This window comes from Streptomyces sp. 3211.6, from assembly GCF_003634815.1.
Lineage (GTDB): Bacteria > Actinomycetota > Actinomycetes > Streptomycetales > Streptomycetaceae > Streptomyces > Streptomyces katrae_A.
The window spans coordinates 894601-912623 of the sequence record NZ_RBXC01000001.1; the positions used below are offsets into that span (position 1 = coordinate 894601).

At 70.9% G+C, this 18023-nt stretch carries 17 protein-coding genes; 10 read left to right on the forward strand and 7 right to left on the reverse strand.

All coding sequences use genetic code 11. The features are described from left to right. Window positions 1-219: 219 nt before the first annotated feature. The 8 genes from BX286_RS37365 to hemC are packed head-to-tail and all read left to right on the forward strand — an operon-like array spanning window position 220 to window position 7670. Entirely contained in the window at window positions 220-672 is a 453-nt protein-coding gene (locus BX286_RS37365) for a hypothetical protein (protein ID WP_261993354.1), read from the forward strand. Then, a complete protein-coding gene (locus BX286_RS04390; RefSeq protein ID WP_261993355.1) occupies window positions 669-2048 on the forward strand; it encodes a phosphotransferase in 1380 nt (459 codons plus the stop codon). The genes BX286_RS37365 and BX286_RS04390 overlap by 4 nt, the downstream gene beginning before the upstream one ends. A 38-nt stretch (window positions 2049-2086) precedes the next feature. Continuing rightward, on the forward strand, window positions 2087-2566 hold the full coding sequence (locus tag BX286_RS04395) for a GNAT family N-acetyltransferase (RefSeq protein WP_187344084.1): 480 nt from the start codon (window positions 2087-2089) through the stop codon (window positions 2564-2566). Continuing rightward, window positions 2563-3069, forward strand: coding sequence for an NUDIX hydrolase (locus tag BX286_RS04400; protein WP_315974696.1), 507 nt, complete (start codon window positions 2563-2565; stop codon window positions 3067-3069). The genes BX286_RS04395 and BX286_RS04400 overlap by 4 nt, the downstream gene beginning before the upstream one ends. Continuing rightward, window positions 3070-3735 carry a M15 family metallopeptidase gene (locus tag BX286_RS04405; RefSeq protein ID WP_121014576.1) on the forward strand — a complete coding sequence of 222 codons (666 nt, stop codon included), beginning with the start codon at window positions 3070-3072 and terminating at the stop codon, window positions 3733-3735. A gap of 31 nt (window positions 3736-3766) precedes the next feature. Beyond that, the gene (gene fxlM, locus BX286_RS04410) at window positions 3767-6139 is read left to right on the forward strand and encodes a methyltransferase, FxLD system (RefSeq protein ID WP_121014577.1); all 2373 of its coding nucleotides are present in this window, start codon (window positions 3767-3769) and stop codon (window positions 6137-6139) included. Beyond that, window positions 6136-6711 (forward strand): AAA family ATPase, encoded by a 576-nt coding sequence (locus tag BX286_RS04415; RefSeq protein ID WP_121014578.1) that lies wholly within the window; start codon window positions 6136-6138, stop codon window positions 6709-6711. The genes fxlM and BX286_RS04415 overlap by 4 nt, the downstream gene beginning before the upstream one ends. Further along, entirely contained in the window at window positions 6711-7670 is a 960-nt protein-coding gene (gene hemC, locus BX286_RS04420) for a hydroxymethylbilane synthase (protein WP_121014579.1), read from the forward strand. Before BX286_RS04415 ends, hemC begins: the two co-directional genes overlap by 1 nt. Before the next feature lie 285 nt (window positions 7671-7955). Here the strand turns inward: hemC and BX286_RS04425 are convergent, their stop codons facing one another. The 6 genes from BX286_RS04425 to BX286_RS04450 all read right to left on the reverse strand — a co-directional run bounded on the left by BX286_RS04425 (window position 7956) and on the right by BX286_RS04450 (window position 15108). Continuing rightward, a complete protein-coding gene (locus BX286_RS04425; protein ID WP_187344085.1) occupies window positions 7956-8417 on the reverse strand; it encodes a hypothetical protein in 462 nt (153 codons plus the stop codon). A gap of 2 nt (window positions 8418-8419) precedes the next feature. Further along, the gene (locus BX286_RS04430) at window positions 8420-10585 is read right to left on the reverse strand and encodes an integrase (RefSeq protein ID WP_148710254.1); all 2166 of its coding nucleotides are present in this window, start codon (window positions 10583-10585) and stop codon (window positions 8420-8422) included. After that, window positions 10585-12327, reverse strand: a complete 1743-nt coding sequence (locus BX286_RS04435) for a hypothetical protein (RefSeq protein ID WP_121014581.1) — start codon at window positions 12325-12327, stop codon at window positions 10585-10587. Before BX286_RS04435 ends, BX286_RS04430 begins: the two co-directional genes overlap by 1 nt. Next, window positions 12327-13793 carry a site-specific integrase gene (locus BX286_RS04440; protein ID WP_187344086.1) on the reverse strand — a complete coding sequence of 489 codons (1467 nt, stop codon included), beginning with the start codon at window positions 13791-13793 and terminating at the stop codon, window positions 12327-12329. The genes BX286_RS04435 and BX286_RS04440 overlap by 1 nt, the downstream gene beginning before the upstream one ends. A gap of 90 nt (window positions 13794-13883) precedes the next feature. After that, window positions 13884-14237 carry a hypothetical protein gene (locus tag BX286_RS04445; protein ID WP_121014582.1) on the reverse strand — a complete coding sequence of 118 codons (354 nt, stop codon included), beginning with the start codon at window positions 14235-14237 and terminating at the stop codon, window positions 13884-13886. Between the two features lie 163 nt (window positions 14238-14400). Next, a complete protein-coding gene (locus tag BX286_RS04450; RefSeq protein ID WP_121014583.1) occupies window positions 14401-15108 on the reverse strand; it encodes a hypothetical protein in 708 nt (235 codons plus the stop codon). A 463-nt stretch (window positions 15109-15571) separates the two neighbouring features. Between BX286_RS04450 and BX286_RS04455 the strand changes: the two genes are divergently transcribed. Then, window positions 15572-16099 carry a GNAT family N-acetyltransferase gene (locus BX286_RS04455; protein WP_261993356.1) on the forward strand — a complete coding sequence of 176 codons (528 nt, stop codon included), beginning with the start codon at window positions 15572-15574 and terminating at the stop codon, window positions 16097-16099. 80 nt (window positions 16100-16179) lie between these two features. Then, entirely contained in the window at window positions 16180-16722 is a 543-nt protein-coding gene (locus BX286_RS04460; protein ID WP_121014585.1) for an NUDIX domain-containing protein, read from the forward strand. A 177-nt stretch (window positions 16723-16899) separates the two neighbouring features. Here the strand turns inward: BX286_RS04460 and BX286_RS04465 are convergent, their stop codons facing one another. Beyond that, on the reverse strand, window positions 16900-17784 hold the full coding sequence (locus BX286_RS04465; RefSeq protein WP_121017559.1) for a DUF5655 domain-containing protein: 885 nt from the start codon (window positions 17782-17784) through the stop codon (window positions 16900-16902). Window positions 17785-18023: the final 239 nt, after the last annotated feature.

Below are 18023 nucleotides of genomic sequence, written 5' to 3' on the forward strand. Positions count from 1 at the left end.
CTTCGCAGCAGGCGAGTTGGGCCGAGCTGCCCAGCGGCCCGCCTGCGCAGACGACGCCTCCCTCCGACGGATCGCGGCTGCACATCACTCACCCGAAGGATTGATCGCTAGCAGGCCAGCAACCAATACCGAGTTCACCGACGAACAGGTGAGGGAGCACCCCGTGACGCTCCCCCGGCCACTCGACCGGAGGCAAAATTGTTAGTTCAGAGAAACTGGATGGACCGCCCGGCAGTGCTGGCCATGGCCGACCGGGTGGCCTCGCCGCACGCCGCCGTCGCGATCATGGGCGACGGCAGCCTGTGGACCCACCAGGCCGAATGGACCGTCGCGCTCCAGGGCCTGATCCAGTCCCACCTCGGAACAGACCGCCGCGCTGGCACCACCGGCACCTACCGCGAGCCCGGCCGCCGCTACGAAGACGACCTCTCCGAATCCGCGTTCAGCGACATCGCCGAGCACCGCATCCCCTTCACCCGCACGTGGACCCCCCGCAGCGTCCTGGGATGCCTGCGGTCCACCAGCTTCGCCAGGCCCGACCTCTTCGCCGACCACGCCGGATTCGAGGACCAGGCCCAGACGCTCCTGCTCCAGCACGCGCAGGACGGAGTCCTGCACGAGGACGGCGTGTTCACCGTGCTGCTCGCCCGCCGCCCCGGGGCCGCACGGTGAGCGGCGGGGCCCGGCACACGGTGCCGGTCGACGTCCACCTCATCCTGCGCCGCGACGGCGAAAGCGGACCGCAGGTGCTGCTGTCCCGCCGGGCCGGACCGGTGTACGCGTCGGGCCTGTGGCATCTGCCGTCCGGGCACCTCGACCCCGACGAGGACATGGTCGAGGCCGTCATCCGGGAAGCCCTGGAGGAAACAGGCGTACGCATCGAGACGGAGGACGTGACCGCGGCGGTCACCGTCCACCACCGCCCACCGGTGGGATCCCGGTCCCGTATCGGCGTCTTCTTCGAGGTCCGCCACTGGTCGCGCCGGCCCCGGATCATGGAGCCGGACCGGTGCGACGGCATGGACTGGTACCCGCTGGACACCCTGCCCGACCCGATGGTGGCGTACTGCCGGGCCGGTCTGGACGCTTACCACGCCGGTCTGCCCGCCGCCGTGCACTTCCAACAGCCGGGCGACGCCATCGAGCACCGGTCGGACGGCCCCGACCGCACCCGCCTGCTGAGCGGACCGCCCGTCGGCGGGATGGAGTTGCCGTACGGGCTGCGGGTGTTCGCCGAGCAGGCCGTCGGCCGGATCGTGGAGGCGACGGAGGTGTCCTGGGTGCGCACCGGCAGCCGGGTATGGCGACTGACCGGGCCCGGGGGCGGCACCTGGTACCTCAAGCGGCACCGAGGGGAGAAGTTCCATGACCGGGAGGTCACCGCGTACCGGTCCTGGGTGCCGGCCCTTGGAGGGCGCGCTCCCCGTCTCGTCGCCGCCGACACCCCAGCGCGAGCCGTCGTCGTCACCGCGCTGCCCGGACACCCGCTGCACGGCATGGTCCTCGGCGCCGCCGACGAGGCGCGCGTCCAGCAGGCCCTGGGCCGTCTCGTGGGCGTCCTTCACCGCAGCGCACCCGAGCGGCCCGCCGCAGCCGCCATGGCCGCGGACAAGATCAAGCGTCATCTGGACGGGGCCCGCCCGTACTTGGCCGACGGGGATGAGGATCTGGTCCTCGCCCTGGCCCGCGCATATGCGGACCTCCCGAAGCCCACGCTCGTGCCCACGCATGGGGACCTGCAGTACCGCAACGTCCTGCTGGACGGCGACGGTGAACCGCTGCTGTTCGACTTCGAGCGGTCCGAGTACAACACCGCGACCCGGGACATGGTGCGGCTGTGCGACACCTGGACCGGAAGGCCTGACCTGCGCGCCGCGTTCCTTGACGGGTACGGCAGGGTGCTCACCCCTGCCGAGGAGCTGCGCCTGGACTGCGACGCCGCCTTCGACGCCGTGTCCGGCATCGCCTACGGCACCAGCCACGACGACCCCGAGGTCACCGAGCGCGGCCACCGCACCCTGCGCCGACTCCGAACCCAACATCCCTAGCCTGTCTGCAACTTCTACCCGTTCGAGGAAGGACCCCCGTGCCCGAACCCCGCCTCGCCACCCCTGCCGATGCCGCCGAGATCGCCTGCCTGCGGTCGGAAAACATCCTCAGCGAACCCCTCGACGAAACCAGGCTCACCACGTGCACCGACCAGCTCGCCTTACGCCTCCAGAACGGCGGTGGCGCCCGCGCATACGTCGTCGACTCCCCCGCCGGCGGGCTCGCCACCTGCGCCCTCGGCCTGGTCCACCCCGTCCTTCCCGCCCCGAAATACCCCAAGGGTCTGGCCGCGCGAATCCACGCGGTCGCCACCGACCCCGCCCACCGGCGCCGCGGCTACGCCAAGGCCGCCCTCTCCGCGCTGCTCGACCACCTGGAGCACGAGGGGGTGACCTTGTACGAGCTGTACGCCAGCGATGGTTCCGCCCCGCTGTACGAGCAGCTCGGGTTCGCGGCCGACCCGGCGCTCATGCGGATGACGCGTTTCCCCGCCGCCGTCGAAGGGAGCGCGTCGTGAGCAAGCGGAAGTGGCTGCCTCCGGAGGAGTTCGCTGCGATGCTGCCGAAGGCCACGGTCTTCGGGGCTGTGTTCTTCACCGACGAGGACGAGCGGCCCGTCCAGCTGCGGGCCACGTACTCCACTACGCACCCCTGGCAGTGGCCGGGCGGCGTCGCCGACCCGGGCGAGCGCCCCTGGGAGACCGCGGTGCGGGAGTGCCTGGAGGAGACCGGCCTCCGCGTGGAGGGACCGCCGAAGCTCCTGGCCACGGTATTCGGGCTGCCGGGCAAGGACTGGCCGCTGGCCACCGTCGGGTGGGTTTTCGACGGCGGCCGGCTCACCCCCGGGCAGCTTGCGGGGATCGTGCTGGACCCGGACGAGCATGACGAGGTCCGTGCCCTGGCCGTCCCCGAGTGGCAGGGCCTGATGCCGGGACGCGACCACGCCCGGCTCGAGGCCGTGATGGCCGCCCGCCGCACCGGGATCCCGGCGTACTTCGACACCTGGGACTGGGAGGTCTAGATGAGCATCGTCCTGATGTCCGACCCTCGGGTCGCCGCGATCCCGGTCGCGGAGAACGGCGAGCCCCTGGCCGACGTTCGGGCCGGCGGAGAGCTCCTCCTTGATGACCGCCGCTCCGATCCCGCGTACGCCTTCGCGCACCTGCGCTCCGGCGTCCTCGACCGGCTCCTGGAGGCGCAGCTGCTGCTGCCCGAAGGGCTGCGCCTGCTCGTCGTCGAAGGGTTCCGCCCGCCGGCTCTGCAGCAGCGGTACTTCGAGGAGTACGCGGCCGAGCTGCGCGCGGCCCACGGCGACTGGCCGGCGGAGGAGCTGCGGGCGCAGGCGAGCCGGTACGTGTCACCGCCCGAGATCGCCCCGCACAGCGCCGGCGCGGCCGTCGACCTGACCCTCGCCACCGCGGACGGCGCCGAGCTCGACATGGGCGCCCGCGTCAACGCCAGCCCGGAGGAAAGCGGGGGCCGCTGCTACACCCTCGCCGAAGGCCTCTCCCCCGGGGCCCGGCTGCACCGCGCCACCCTCAGCCGTGCGCTCACCGCCGCCGGGCTCGTCAACTACCCGACCGAGTGGTGGCACTGGTCCTTCGGCGACCGCTACTGGGCCTTGATGGCCGGCAAGCCGGCAGCCCTCTACGGACCCGCCTCCCAGCATCCCTCCGAACTCTCCTGAGCCACCCGACGAACAGGGAGCCCCGCAGCACATGAGCACCACGCACACCGCACAGGACTGGCACGCCCACTACGCGGCCGGCCGCGACTTCCGCCCCCTGAGCGACACCGAGAAGACCATCCTCACCGAGCACCTGGCCCTGCCTGAGGACGCCCAGGCGGCCCGGGCCCTGGACGTGGCCTGCGGGACCGGTGAGCTCGCCCGCTTCCTCGCCGCCGCCGGGTACCAGGTCGACGCCGTGGACTGGGCCCAGTCCGCCGTCGACAAGACCAGCGCGGCCTCGGACCAGGTCAGCTGCCACCACCTCGACCTGACCAGCGGGGACCTCTCCGCCCTCTCCCCGGCCGGCACCGGCGGCTATCGGCTGATCACCATGCGCCGGGCCCTGGCCCACCTGCCCGACCGCACCCGCACGGTCGCCGAACTCGCCGCCCTCCTCGACGAGGACGGCACCCTGTGCGTGATCACCCCGCACGCCGACCACCACCCCGAGGAGCTGCGCGGGATCTGCCTGGACGACACCGAGATCGACCTCCTCGCCGACGGCTGGCAGCACACCGAGCGCATCGAGGCCGGCGACCTCACCGTCCTGCTGCTGCGCGGGCCCAAGACCGACCCCGTCGCCTACAGCGAGAAGCAGACCCCGAAGCCGTCCGCGATGGCCGGCGTCGCCGTCGTGGTCACCAACGACCGCGGGCAGGTCCTCCTCGGCTGGAACCCCTCCCGCACAGTGTGGGAACTCCCGGCCGGCAAGGTGGAGCCGGGCGAGGCCTTCGAGGCCACCGCGGTACGCGAACTCGCGGAGGAGGCGGGCCTGCACGCTCGGCCGGAGTCGGTGCTCCTGCTGGGCACGTTGTGCGACTCCACCCACGGATTCACCCGGGTCACCGAGATCGCCCGCCTCACCGACTACACCGGCGAGCCGACCGTCCTGGAGCCGGAGTTGATCACCCGGTGGGAGTGGCACAGCCCCTTCGCGGTGCGGAGCCTTCCCCAGCCGATCTTCACGGCTTCTGCCCAGGCCCTGAACGTGGTGTGGCCGGGCCTGCTGCCCGACGTCCCACCCGCGCACCACACGCCCAGGCCCACCGGGGACGTGCCTCTCAAGTTCGGCGAACCGGCCGCAGCGCTCCGGCTCCGAGAGCAGCTGGTCCAAGGCCTCACCGAGGCCAGCTGGACCGACACCCCGGAGCTGCGGGCGGCTTTTTCGGTCGTGCCCCGGCAGGCGTTCCTCCCCGAGCAGTCACTCGCCCGGGCCTACGTCAACGAGGCGGTGGCCACCGTGTTCGACGAGGGCAGCGGGCGGTCGATGAGCTCGGTGTCCCAGCCCGAGATGCAGGCGGTCATGCTGCGCCGCGCCAACCTCCGGCCGGGAGCGCACGTGCTCGAGATCGGAGGTGGCGGCTACAACGCCTGCCTGATCGCCGAACTCGTGGGTCCTCAGGGGTCGGTGGTGTGCATGGAGATCGACCCGTACGTGCATGCGCGTACGGAGCGGTTCCTGGCTGAGACCGGGTACGCAGGCCGGGTCCGGGCTGTCCTGGGCGACGGCACCCACGGCGCCCCCGGGCACCTGATCCCGGCGGACGGCTTCGACGCCATCATCGTGACGGTCGCCTCGAACGGCGTGGCGCAGCCCTGGACGAGCCAACTCGCCCAGGGCGGGCACCTGGTCTTGCCCCTGCGGATCGGCGGGTTCACCCGGGCCGTCGGTCTGCGCAATGAGGGCTCGGCTCTGGTGTCCACGGAGATCAGCCCGTGCGGGTTCGTCCCCATGCAGGGTGCCGGCCGGTGGGACGAGACCCCGGCCCCGATCGGGGACACCGGCTACGGAATCCGCTGGGAGGACACCCCGCCCGCCGCGCTCGACGGCCTGGACCGAGCCCTGGCCGCGGGCGGCGTAGAGCTGTGGACCGGGGTGAAGGTGCTTGGCGGGGAGACGCTCGAGGACCTGCAGCTGTGGCTGGCCACCTCCCTGAGCGGGTTCTGCCGGATGGAGGGGGATCCGGACCGGCCAGGGCCGGTGCGGCTGCCGAAGCGGTCGGGTGCCGAAGCGATCGTCCTCGGTCGCTCGCTGGCCTGCCTGATGACGGAGCGGCGTGGGCACGACGAGGCCGGCGGCCCGTCCACCTGGGAGTTCGGAGTCCAGGGCTTCGGGCCGGACGGCAAGGCCGCCGCCGACACCCTGGCCGCCGCCGTCCACACCTGGGACCGCGACCTGCGGGGCCGGGCCACGCCCCAGCTGACGGTGGCACCCGCAGGTACCCCCGACTCCGCGCTCCCCGCCGGAGACGTCGTGGAGAAGAACGACTGCCGCATCGTGGTCTCCTGGCCCGGCCGTGACGAGGCCCCCGGCCCTGCCGTTGGACGGAACACGGCCGAAGGGAGGTCCGACGAGCGGTGATCACCTGGATCAACGGGGCCTTCGGCAGCGGCAAGAGCACCCTGGCGGCCGGCCTGCATCAGGCACTGCCCGGGTCGGTGGTGGCCGATCCGGAGGAGATCGGCGACCTGCTGCGCCGCACCCTGGCCGGGCACCCCGGAAAGCTCCGCGACTACCAGGATTACCCGGCCTGGCGGCGCCTGACCACGGCCTACATCAGCGAGATCGCCGCGCACACCAGCGGTCACGTCCTCGTGCCCATGACCGTGCTCAATCCCGCGTACGCCGCCGAAGTGTTCGCGCCCTTGCGCCGCTCGCCCGGGCTCGTCCACCTCGTCCTCCACGTCGAACCGGACGAGCTGAAAGCCCGGATCGACGCGAGTGTGGAGTTTCCGGGAGGCGAGACCCGCAGCGAGGCCGTACGTGCGTACCGGCGGCGAAGGGCGGTGGACTACGCCACTGCCTCTGCGTGGATGCACGCCGACGGCCACGTCATCGACACCAGTGCCCTACCGGCGCACACGGTCCTCCAGGCCGCCCTCAGCCGTATCTCGCCCGCACACCCCGTAACCGCCGATGGAGCCCGACCCTGATGACCAGCAGCACCACCCGCACCACCGTCCGGCTGGGGACCCGGCCCAGCCCTATGGCCCTGGAACAGACCGGCCGCTTCGCCGATGCCTTCCGCGCCCGCTACCCGCAGGCGGTCCTCGACATCGTCGAGATCGTCTCCGAGGGCGACCGGCACCGCGGCCCGCTCTCGGCGATCGGCGGGAAAGGGGCCTTCACCCGCAACGCGGACCGCTACCTCCTCGACGGCCTCGTCCAGGCCACGATCGCGTGCGCCAAAGACGTGCCCGGCCCGCACGACCGGTCCCCCGGCATCTGCATCGGAGCGGTCCTGCCCCGAGAGGACACCCGCGACGCCCTCGTCCTCCCCACAGGCCATCCCGCGGCGACGCTCGCCGAACTCCCTCCCGGCACCAGGGTCGGAACCAGCGCACCCCGCCGCTCGGCCCTCCTCAAAGCCCTCCACCCGAAGCTCGTACAGGTGCCGATCCGCGGCAACGCCGACAGCCGGCTCTCGAAGCTGGACGAGGGAACGCTCGGCGCGGACGTGATGATCGCCGCCCTGGCCGGCCTGCGCCGCCTTGGCCACGAGGACCGGGCCTCCGAGATCCTCGACCCCACCGTGTGGCTGCCCGCGGCTGGCGCGGGAACCGTGATCGTCGAGCACCGTGCTGACGACCCCGCCACCGGTGAGCTGCTCGCACCGCTCACCCATGGCCCTACTCGGATTCTGCTCGACGCCGAGCGGGCCGCGCTCGCCACGCTGCACGGCGGGTGCCTGACAGCCGCCTCCGCCCACGCCACCCTCGACGCCGCGTCGGGAGTCGTCACCGTGCACGCCGCCGTTCTCGACCCGGCTGGCGGCGACCCTCTGCGCGCCTGCGCGTCCGGCCCCTCGGCGTCAGCCCATGAAGTCGGGCAGGACGCAGGCCGACAGCTGCTGGACGCGGGAGCGGAGCGTCTTCTGGGACGGTCCGCATGACCGATTCGAAGGCCCGGCAGGCAGTATTCGCGCCGCCGGCCCAGACGTCCGACCAGCAGCGGATGCGTAGCCGGCACGAGCGAGCTGCCCGTGCCTTCTCCGTGACCGTGTCCGGGCCGGAAGCCTGGGGGTGGGAGGGCCGAACCCTGGGGCGCCGAGCGGGCCGGTGGTGGCTGCGGCTGGTCAGTGCTCCTGTCGACAAGCGCAACGTCCGCCTGTGGGAGGGCACTGCCGCCGCGGACTCCGCCCTGCCCGGCTCCGTTCCCCGGCCTCGCCTGCACGACGTCACCGAGTGGACCGATGACGCCGCCGTCTACCGGGCCGAGCTGTCCGAGTACATCGCCCAACCGGCGCTCCAATCCGGCGGACCGGTCCTGACAGGCGACGTCGACCTGCCCCGCTCCTGGTGGGGAGACCTCGGGTGGCGATCCGCTTCCGCAGCTCGTCGACCTGTTGCTTGAGCCGCTCGACCTGGGCGTCCCGCGGGTCGACGATCTCTCCGGCAGCCCGGAGTTCCTGCAGCCGCCGTTCGAACTCCTCGGCGAGGTGCTGATAGGGCCCGGGCCTGGGGGTGCCGTCGCGGTTCTTCTTCGGGTAGAAGCCGGTACGGGTGACGCCGGCCGTCGCGGCGAGGGTCTTCAGGTCGGCTTTGCCGCCGGGCGGGAGACTGCCGGCCAGGATACGGTCCATGGCGGTGCGGATCGCGGCCTCGTTACGGGCCTTGTCCGTTTCGGTGAGGCGGGCCACGGTCAGCTCCTCCCTGCGGGGACGGGGGCGGCGGCGTCGATCTCCGCGACGACCCGCAGGGCACGGTCGAGTTCGGGAACGAGCCGCTGCTTCTCGCCCTTGGCGATGCGGGGGCTGGTGATGAAGACGTCGATGGTCTGGGCTTGCCCGGCCCAGACCGGACGGTGACAGGGGTGGTGGGTGGCCTGCGGGCACCGGGCCGAGTCGCACATCCCCACCAGCGGTCTCTTCGCGTCAGGGGTTCCGGCCAGCCGTAGGCACAGGGCCTTGGACGGGTCCCTAAACCAGCAGAAGTTCGCCGGCCCGACGTGGAGGGTCCTGGCGAGCTTGCGCAGCAGGTTCTCCAGGTGCCTATCGGCGTGAAGGATTTTCGGATCGGTGCGGGCGGCGTCCTTGAGCTCCCCATCGATGTGCGTGAAGGCGTCGATGAGGCCACGGGCTCCGGGACCGGCGGGCATGATCCCGGCCTGGGCGTCGCGGAATGCCTGGACAGTCAGGCCCAGGTGCTCCTCTTCCTCCGCGGCCTCGACCTCCGCGTGGAAGATGCGCTGGGAGCCGCCGGGGCGCGCGGCATATCCCTCGGTGGTGGCCACGCTGATGTGCTTCAGCGCCACCTTGGCCGCGAGCAGGCCGCCGGGCCGCTTGGCGATCGACAGCGCCAGCGTCCGGCGGAGCATGCGGGAGCCGCACGGCCCGCTCGGAATCACGGGCAGTCCCCAGCGTGCGCGCAGACCGGTGCGTTCCAGCCAGGCTCGCATCGTCCGCACCCGCACGGTGAGGTCGACGTTGCCGAACAGCGCCGTGCCGCGGGGACGGCCAACGAGCCGTTCGGCCAGGGCGATGGCCCGGTCGACCTGCTCGACGACCACCCACTCGTCCGGGGCTCCGCCGAACCGCTGGTTCTTGATGACCTTGCCGGACAGTCGGAAGCGGCGGCCGCCGCCGGCCACGGTCCGTGCGGGTGTGCGGCAGCCCACCTCCAGTTCCAGCAGTTCGGAGGAACGCATCCCGGAAAGCGCCGAGGTCACCACGGCGCAGGCGGCCATCATGTTGCCCACGGCGGTACGCAGGTCGTCGGCAGCCAGCGGCGCCGTCCACGGGACTGGCTCGTCGTCCCCGTAGCGGGGGATGCTCGGGGCGTCGCGTGCCCAGGCCCCGGCGAAGCCCACGTCCTCGGCCACCTCCAGGAGGGCGGGGGCCAGATGCGGCTTGGCCGTATACGCGATCTTCCGGAAGCCCGCGAGGCTCACCAGATGTCCCCAGGCCAGCGGGCGCAGAAGATCATCGTGCCGGTCGGCGTACCGGGCGATCTGGTTGGCGGCGACCTTCGGCAGCGGCTCCGCCCGCTCGCGGAACTCTTCGCACAGCGCCTGGAGGCGGGGGACGTCGGCGATACGCGCCACCGGCCCCTTCGCCCGGGCCGCCTCGTGGGTCCGCCGGGCCTCCACCACCTCGGCGAGGCGCGGACCGACCACGTCGACCAGGTACAGGCACGTCGCCAGAAGCGGCTGCAGCAGCTGGTCCGGCACGGGCGGCACGGCGTTCTCCCCGCGGGGCTTCGCGCCGACCACCGCCGCAGCGGTCCGTCCGTTCCACGGGACGAACCCCGCCTCGTAGGCGTCGGTGGACAACAGCTCGGCGTACAGGGCGACCACCTGCACCGTCCGCACGACGATGGTCACGGACTCCGGTTCCAGGCGCCAGCGCGGCAGTCCCAGGGACGGGGCGGACCAGAACTGCTCCTCCAGATGCCGCGCGCACATCTCCTGCGTGACCTCGGCCAGGCAGTTAATCCCGTAGCTGGTCAGGTAGTTGAACCACAAGGTCAGGTAGACGAGATAGCGGTAGCAGGTGCGCGGGCTGCGCACGGTGCGCGGGACATGGGGGCACTGAACCACCGCCTCGTGCTGGGGCGCCAGGAGACCCAGGAGGATCTCCTTGGCCACCACCCGCCACGTGGGATTGAGGATCTGGGCGAAGTCCCAGTCCAGCTCGTACGGCTGTATCTGCCGGTGGGCGTCGGCAAGCTCCATGCGCCACCGGTCCTGGTCGAAGATCACCCGGCGCGCACCGGGAGCGAGGCGCAGGCCGGCGACGTCGCACACATCGGCCCCGGCGAAGGCGGAGCGTGCCCGACGCGGTGGGGGAACGGTTATCGGTCGGGGCATCATGCGCTGAGCTCCTCGGGACGCAAGGGAAGTTCGCCGTCGTCGTCGGCCACATCCAGGCGGGCGCGGGCCACCGCGTCCTGCGACAGCTGGCCGAGCTTGGGCAGGATCTCGTTGTCCAGGCGGTCGGCGTACGGGCCGAAGCTGCGCAGGAACTGCTCGACGGGCATCTGCCGGAACTGCCGGGCGAAGAACGCCTTCAGCCGCAGGAGATTCGCCGCGTGGCGAGGCAGGAACAGAGCCAGCGGGCACAGCAGGCACACCCAGGGCCTGGCCGGGCACGGCTTGCCCTTCGGGCCGTGCAGCCCGGCGAGCTGGTCCGCGCACGCGGCGGTGAACACATCCCTCTCCCCGCCGAGCAGTTCGGCAAGCGCCCCCTCGTCCAGTTCCAGGCGTCGGACCGTCTCGGGAAAGGTGCGCGCGGCCTCGGCGGCGGACTCGCTGGACAGCAGGACCGGCGGGAGTGCCTTGAGCGCTATGTCCGCCTGCCCGTCCTCGATGATCGACTCGACGGCCTCGAGCTGCTCGGGTGTCGTCGGCGTCACGTAGTGGTCGCCCTCGGTACGCGAGGTGTGGTTGGGGTCGATCGTCGTCCGGCCGGTCCACCCCCGTCGTGCCAGGCGCTCCTCGTAGGTGGCGCGGATCCGGCTGCGGTTCACCTCCAGCCGCTCGCCCCGGTCGTCGAGCAGGCCCATATCTCGGATGAACGCGCGCTGAGGTGCGTTGTTCTTCTGCATCCCCAGCACCCCGTTGACGCCGTGCGGTTCGCAGGCGATCCAGAGCGCCTCGCGCAGCTCCTCGGGGGCGAAGCGCCGCAGCGGCTCGGCCTGGGCCAGCCATCGCTGAAGGAGCCGGACGGCGTCGCGCGGCGGGGTGGCGCCTTCCGGCCCCGTGCGGCCCTTGTAGTAGCTCAGCAGAATCGTCGAATCGCCGGCCCACTCGATGTCGCCCAGCTCCAGGTCGGCGATGCCGTCCGGGACGATCCCGCTGTACATGCCGAACAGGAGCCGATACGCCGTCTGCACGCGCGGAGTGGGGAACAGCGCCTCGCGTACCCTTCGCAACGCCGCGTACGTCCCATCCGGTCCTTCGGCGCGTCTGCGCACGTAGCCCTTGATGTACTCCCGGTGGGCCGTTGCGGACATCGGGCCATCGCGCAGCAGGAGGTAAGCGATGTCGGCTTCGCTGTGCCGACGGCTCACGCGCGGGTCCTGTCCGGTCTCGGCTGCTTTGAGCATCTGCCGCTGCCGAGCCTGGCTGTCCTCGATGACCGTCCGGCAGGCGGAGAGCAGCCTCTCCCACTCGCCGTCGGTGTACGCCTCGTACCGCCCGGTCGGCGGGTGCGGAAGGATCGCGTGCCCCTCCAGCAGAGCACGGACCTCCCGCCGTAGGCACCCGGTCTCTTCGTCCAGCCCGGTCAGCAGCATCCGGGTGTAGCACTCGCGCTCGTGCGTCCCCGACATCCAGTAGCGCAGCAGCACCGCCTTCGTCAGGTCCGCCGCGGAGCCGGTGAAGCCGGTCTTCGACAGTGTCTTGACCATCTGCCGCATCGAGGTGGCGTACTTCCTCGCCGTGTTCTCCGCTCCGATGCCGCCGTGCGGATGGGCGCATCCGGCCAGGCCCACCGCCAGATCACGGGCGAGCTGCGGGTTCGGCAGCCCGGCGAGGTCCGCCGTCCACACACTGCCGTTGCGCAGCACGAAACGGACCGCCAGAGGGTCCTCGATCATGACCGCGGGCATCAGGCGCTCACCTCGTCCCCGTCGAACTCGGCATCCACCTCGGCGGAGACCGCCGCCGGCACGTCGAGCCCCATCCGCTGTGCGGATTCCCTGTACGCCTCGCGGTAGATCCGGGTCACATCCAGGCGCGCGATGTAAATTTCCGTCGACAGGACACTGGAGTGGCCCAACAGATCCCGCAGCACCAGCATCGGATCGTGCTTGGTCAGATACAGGGCGAGCGCCGCGTCCTCACCGGTCGCCAACACCAGCTCGGCCGCCCGCTGGTAGTAGCCGCCGATCAGCCGCTGCAGGGTCGCCATCGCGAAGCTGTGCCGGCATCGGTGCGGGGAGACCGTGGGGAACCGGGGCTCGAACCGCTCCCGGACTCGCGCCGCCGTACGGCGGAAGACCGTAGCCCAGTCCACGAACGGCTTGCCCGAGGACTGCAGGCCCACCAGTGGCGACTGACCCTCCGGTGTGACCAGGCACAGTCGCTCCCGCAGCGTCACCTTCCGCCACGATTTGCGTGCCCCGTTGATCGTGGCGCCCTCCCAGTCCGGCGCCTCCACGAGCAGTGGCTCACCCAGCCGCCACGGCGGCCGCCACACGAACCCCTCGGCCGACGCTGCCCGGTCCAGGTCGATGTACTGGTGCATGCGCGCCAGCGGGTCGTACTCGACCCACGTCGTCCGGTCCTTCTTGCCCTTCGTCAGCGCCCGGCCCAGCGGGAACAACACCGGCAGCGACGACCGGCGCCGGGGCAACGGCGGCACCTCGTAGATCGTCAGATGTGTGAACTCCTGCCTCCGGGGGCCGCTGGACAACACGAACTCGCCCATCGCGGCATTCCGCGCACACTCACGGCCCCGGAAGACCCGGTCCGGGGAACCATCGGGCTCAAGGCCCGCCAGAGCACGGACGAACAGGCCACAGAAGTCCTGCTCCATGTACTTGATCGAGGTGTGCGGCCGCGGGCTCCGCACCCGGGCGAGGTTCCGCTCGACATCCACGAGGACGCCATCGGCGACGCGCTTCCCCATCCGGTAGGTGAACGGGATCGACTGCGCGAACCCTTCGGCACGTGCCCACTTGTAGAAGGCGGACAGGTGGCCGACATGGAGGTTCCAGGTGCTGCCGTCCCACCGCTTCTTCAGCGGCCCGGCAAAGCGGTACTCCGCATACATGCTCAGCGCGGCACGCAGCTCCCGCCGCTCGCCCAGCGGGTGAACTCCACGCTCCTGCAGATAGGACATCCACTCGCACAACGTATTCGCGTGGTTCCGCCACGTCCGTTCCGCCGGCGCTCCGTCGAGCGGGAGCTCCCGGAGCCACCAGTTTGCGACCATCGCTGGCCGAGGCACGCCCGGGGCGTCCTCGAAGCGAAGGTCGTCATCGACGATGACGGGCATCCGGTCACGGATCAGCGGCTGCCGATCAAGACCCCAGGATTCCCACCCGCTCGCAGAGAAGTTGATCAGGTGCATGACGTTGGACCCTAGGTATCCGACATGACCTGCTGCAACAGACTGCCGCACTCACTGCGAGAGGGGTGTACGGGGAATGGGACACGCTGACTAAGCAGCGACTTCGGCGACGTTCGCGATCGGGGGCCCGATCTCGGTGGTGAACGCAGGCACGTCGGCAACAGCACTACGGAGGGCCTGGACCAAGTCGTGGCGCTCGTCAACCCCGATGTCTGTAGCAGGGGCGTCCGCGACCATCTCCAGGGTGACGTGCAAGGTGCCCGGGTCGCCGGCGCGCGCCGGGCATGCGGGATCGATGGGATAGTCCAGGAGCGCAGGCCTGCAGGCATGGGCAAGGTCCAAGAGGGCCCCATCCGTGCCCGCGCGAGGCGTGAGGTAGACATGCAGGACGTCCATCCCCTCGGTCCATGGCCTGCCCTGGAACCGCGGCGTGAAGCGCTGCACGAAAACCTCCTGCTCGGGCCTATACCCCTGCCGGAGAACCTAGCGGCCGGGCCAAACGCGAACCCTGGCTTCCGGGCAGACTGGCTCAAACTCCACCAGGCGCCCGCTGCGGGCTGGAGCGCCTCGAAGGTGCCGCGCCTGCCGCCGTCGCATCGGTCGTCGGTCAGCTCCGCTCGTCGATCAGACGGTTGATTCGCGCGAAGATGTCGTCGCGCCCGACGATCGGGTGCTCCGGTTCCCTCAGGAACCAGTTGGCTTGCCTTGGATCGCTGTGCCGGGGCAGCTGCGTCGAGCCGACCAGCAGTTCCTGGAGCTGGTGCTTCCCCTGTACGGAAGGATAGGCCCCCATTGCCTGGGCGGCAGCCATCCTCACCCGCGCAGCCTCAAGCTCCCAGTGCCCCGAGGTATGCCCTTGCTCGCACTCGAGGGTCGCCTCGGGGCCGTCGACGCGCACCATGCGCACCGGGTCGTCCTGCGAGCAGCGGAGGGGTCTGAGGCTCTTGGCGGTCACGATCTGGATCCGGTCGGACTCGATGATGAGGGGGCCGGGTGCGACCGCCGGTGCAATGGCCTGCTCGCGGGCCTGCTCCGGGTACGCGTCGAGGAATTGGGCGAGGCGTGCGGCTGCGGCCCGCATCGGGGAGGGGCCGGGGCCGGGAGGCTCGATATCGTCGGCGAGGAGGCTGGCGCCGATGCGCCCGCCGTACTGGTCGTGGGCCTCGTTGAAGATGCTCCACAGGGGTGTGCTCCGCCGACCGGCGGGGTCGTAGCCTTGCCCGGTCTCGGTTAGTGCTCGGTCGATCTCGTCGACGATCCGCGGCTCCCGATCCGCCGGCCCGGAGAGGGCCTCACGCAGCTCGGTGACCGGCACGTCCCGGGGTACGCGGTCGCCGCCATGTGTCCGGGCGAACAGGAGCAGGGACAGCGTGCACAGGTCTACGGATGCCCCGCTGCCCTGTTGCCATGGCTTGTCGACAAGGATGCAGGCCGCCTCGTGGACCGCGGCCCCCCCAGGAGGCCGGCGCGGAGGAGGGGAGCAGCAGGCTCATCTCCAGTTCGAGGCCGTATGCGCTGTGGTCGGCGTTCACCATCGGGGTATCAGGCATGAGACCCATCCTGTCGGGTATCTGCCGGCCCCGGAGCCGGGTACGCAGAATTCGTACGCTGATGGCCGCCTTCCTGCACCGCCCTTGCTCCCCGCGAGCCGGCTGACGTTCTCCCAGTTCGGGACGCTGCACGGGCGGGTGCCCTGACTTCGCCAAAAACGGGCCGCGCCGACAGCCTCGACCCCAGTACGCTCCGTCGCCTGTCCGCTGCAGAACGGAGCCGCACCTGTGATCCTCACCAGCGCCCGCCTGACCCTCCGGGCCCCAGAAGAAGACGACATCGACTGGATCACGGCCGAACTCCAGGACCCCGAGATCCAACGGAACACCACCGTCCCCAGCCCCTACAGCAGACCTGACGCCGAGCAGTTCGTGGCCACCGCGCGCCACCACGACAGCCACAGCACCTTCGTCATCACCACCACCGCCACCGGCCAGCCGGCCGGAGCAATCAGCCTCCACCAGCGCCCCAAGCACGCCCCCTCGATCGGCTACTGGATCGGCAAGTCCGCCCGCGGCCAGGGCATCGCGACCGAGGCCGTCATCTGGGTCTGCCGCTGGGGCTTCGAAGACCTCGACCTGCCGATCATCACGTGGATGGCCCGCGTCGGGAACGACGCCTCCCGCGCCGTCGCCCTCAAGGCCGGATTCCAGATGGAGGGCACCCTCCGCCTGCGCATCACCTCACAGGGCCGCCTGCGCGACTGCTGGGCCGGATCCCTCCTCCCCGAAGAGTTCAACCCGAACGCCAGGTAGAGGAGCCCTTCACGCCCAGGGGCGGGCGGGGATGCCGCCGCACCACCCAAAGGCCACCCACCGGCCCGACGAGGAGCACGATGCCCGAGAACACCGCCGCCTTGGCACGCAGCTACGCGTCCCACTACGCCGACGTCCACCTCCTGCTCCGCCAGGGCGACGCGATCCTCATGAGCCGGCGCCGACAGCAACAGGTCTTCCCCGGCATGTGGCAGATCCCGGCCGGGCTCATGGAAGAACACGAACCCGCCCGCGCAGCAGCCGCCCGAGAGTTCACCGAGGAGACCGGCGCCGCCGTCGACCCCGGCCACCTGCGCTTCGTGCACCTCATGCACCACGTCTCCACCGGTTCCGGCTCGCGAAGGATCGCGTTCTTCTTCGAAAGCGACCGCTGGCACGGCAGCATCGGCAACCCCGAGCCGGACAAATGCGAAGGCTGGCTGTGGCACAAAGCCACCAGCCTGCCTCAGCCGCTTCCGCCCTACCTCGCTGTAGCGCTCCAGCACATCGCCGACGGCACCCGGTACAGCGAGTACGCCTGGCCCGATAGCGCGACCCCGGGCACAGCCGTTCATCCGTCGAGCCGAGCCCAGGCGGCGCGCGGCCTTTCCCCACTCGAGTAGGCCAGGCTCAACCGTTCGCCAAACGGCCGTACGTATAGCAGGCGATCCCCGGTTAGCCAAACCGGGGAATCGCCGCGACATTGAATACCCACCGCCACTCGACTATCCGCACCGCCGAAAGGCCAGAACCACGCCCCAGACCCGCCACGACGCGTGCCGCACTGGCCATTCGCGCGTCTACGCCGCGGCGTAGCTCATCCTGAACAGCTCCTGGGCGCGCTCAAGGTCTCGCTCGGTGTGCAGCCGTACCTCCAGGTTGCCCGTGCCGTGGTGGCCGAGCCCCGTCACGTCCCGGCTGAAGCCGGGGACGAGCTCGACCTCGGCCGGGCTGGCCTTGAGGTAGACCAGCAGCCTGCTCTTCCGCGGGCACACACAGGCGAAGTTCTGCAGCCGCTGGTACGCCGTGTAGGTCTGGTTCTCGACCTTGGTGACGCCCTCGCCGAGCCCGAGCAGCACCTCGTCGACCGCCGCAGCCATCTCGCCCATCGCTCCGTCCGGCCGCTCGGCACCCTTCCGGGCCGTGGCCCGGCGGCGCCCCACCCTCGCCGGCACACGGGTCCCGCCTGCCGAAGCGACGGTCTCCATGCCGAAGTGCTCGTCACCGAAGATCCGGTAGCGCACCAGGTCGATGGAGTTCCTGTGCTCGCGGACCGCGTGGAGGTCGTAGCGTGTGAAGTCGCCGGCCACGCAGATCAGCCTCGGCGCGCTCCACCGCACGCGGCCCGCAGCCTGTGCACCGAGCCCGTCGCGGACCAGGCGCCGGAAGGCATCCCGATGATCCATTAGCCAGGCCAGATAGAACAGACCCTGGTTGGTCACACCCGGATCAGTCGAACGCTTGTACTCGACCACCACGGGCGCGCCGTTCTCGTCGATACCCAGCGAGTCGACGCGACCTCCGTGCACCGGTCCGGTGCTGTACTCGCTCGCCAGGAACGTCACCCCGAGCATGGCCTCCATGTGCGCCTCGACGAGGTACTGCACATCGGCCTCGACCTCGGCGAGCCGCGGCACGACCTCCGTCACGTCACCCTTGAGGTTGAACAGTCTCAGCCCCGACACCTTCCCTTCCTCGGCTACGGGGCTGCAACGACAGACGGTGATCGGATTATTTCCATCAGCGTCTTCGGGCTTGTGAAGAAGGCGTGAGGCTACCTCCGCCCCGTCGGGGACGCCCGCGTCCCACGACACCGACGCGCCGCTGAACGCGGCGGACACCTCGGTGTCAAAAGTCCCCCGCCGGAAACGGTTGAGCTCTTCCCGGCGGCTCGCGGCCACCCGACGTAGGCGTGCGACTGTGT

Coding starts and splice junctions, on each gene's coding strand:
- BX286_RS37365 (WP_261993354.1), top strand. CDS start 220: ATGGACCGCCCGGCAGTGCTGGCCATGGCCGACCGGGTGGCCTCGCCG.
- BX286_RS04405 (WP_121014576.1), top strand. CDS start 3,070: ATGAGCATCGTCCTGATGTCCGACCCTCGGGTCGCCGCGATCCCGGTC.
- fxlM (WP_121014577.1), top strand. CDS start 3,767: ATGAGCACCACGCACACCGCACAGGACTGGCACGCCCACTACGCGGCC.
- hemC (WP_121014579.1), top strand. CDS start 6,711: ATGACCAGCAGCACCACCCGCACCACCGTCCGGCTGGGGACCCGGCCC.
- BX286_RS04430 (WP_148710254.1), bottom strand. CDS start 10,585: ATGCCCCGACCGATAACCGTTCCCCCACCGCGTCGGGCACGCTCCGCC.
- BX286_RS04435 (WP_121014581.1), bottom strand. CDS start 12,327: ATGCCCGCGGTCATGATCGAGGACCCTCTGGCGGTCCGTTTCGTGCTG.
- BX286_RS04440 (WP_187344086.1), bottom strand. CDS start 13,793: ATGCACCTGATCAACTTCTCTGCGAGCGGGTGGGAATCCTGGGGTCTT.
- BX286_RS04460 (WP_121014585.1), top strand. CDS start 16,180: ATGCCCGAGAACACCGCCGCCTTGGCACGCAGCTACGCGTCCCACTAC.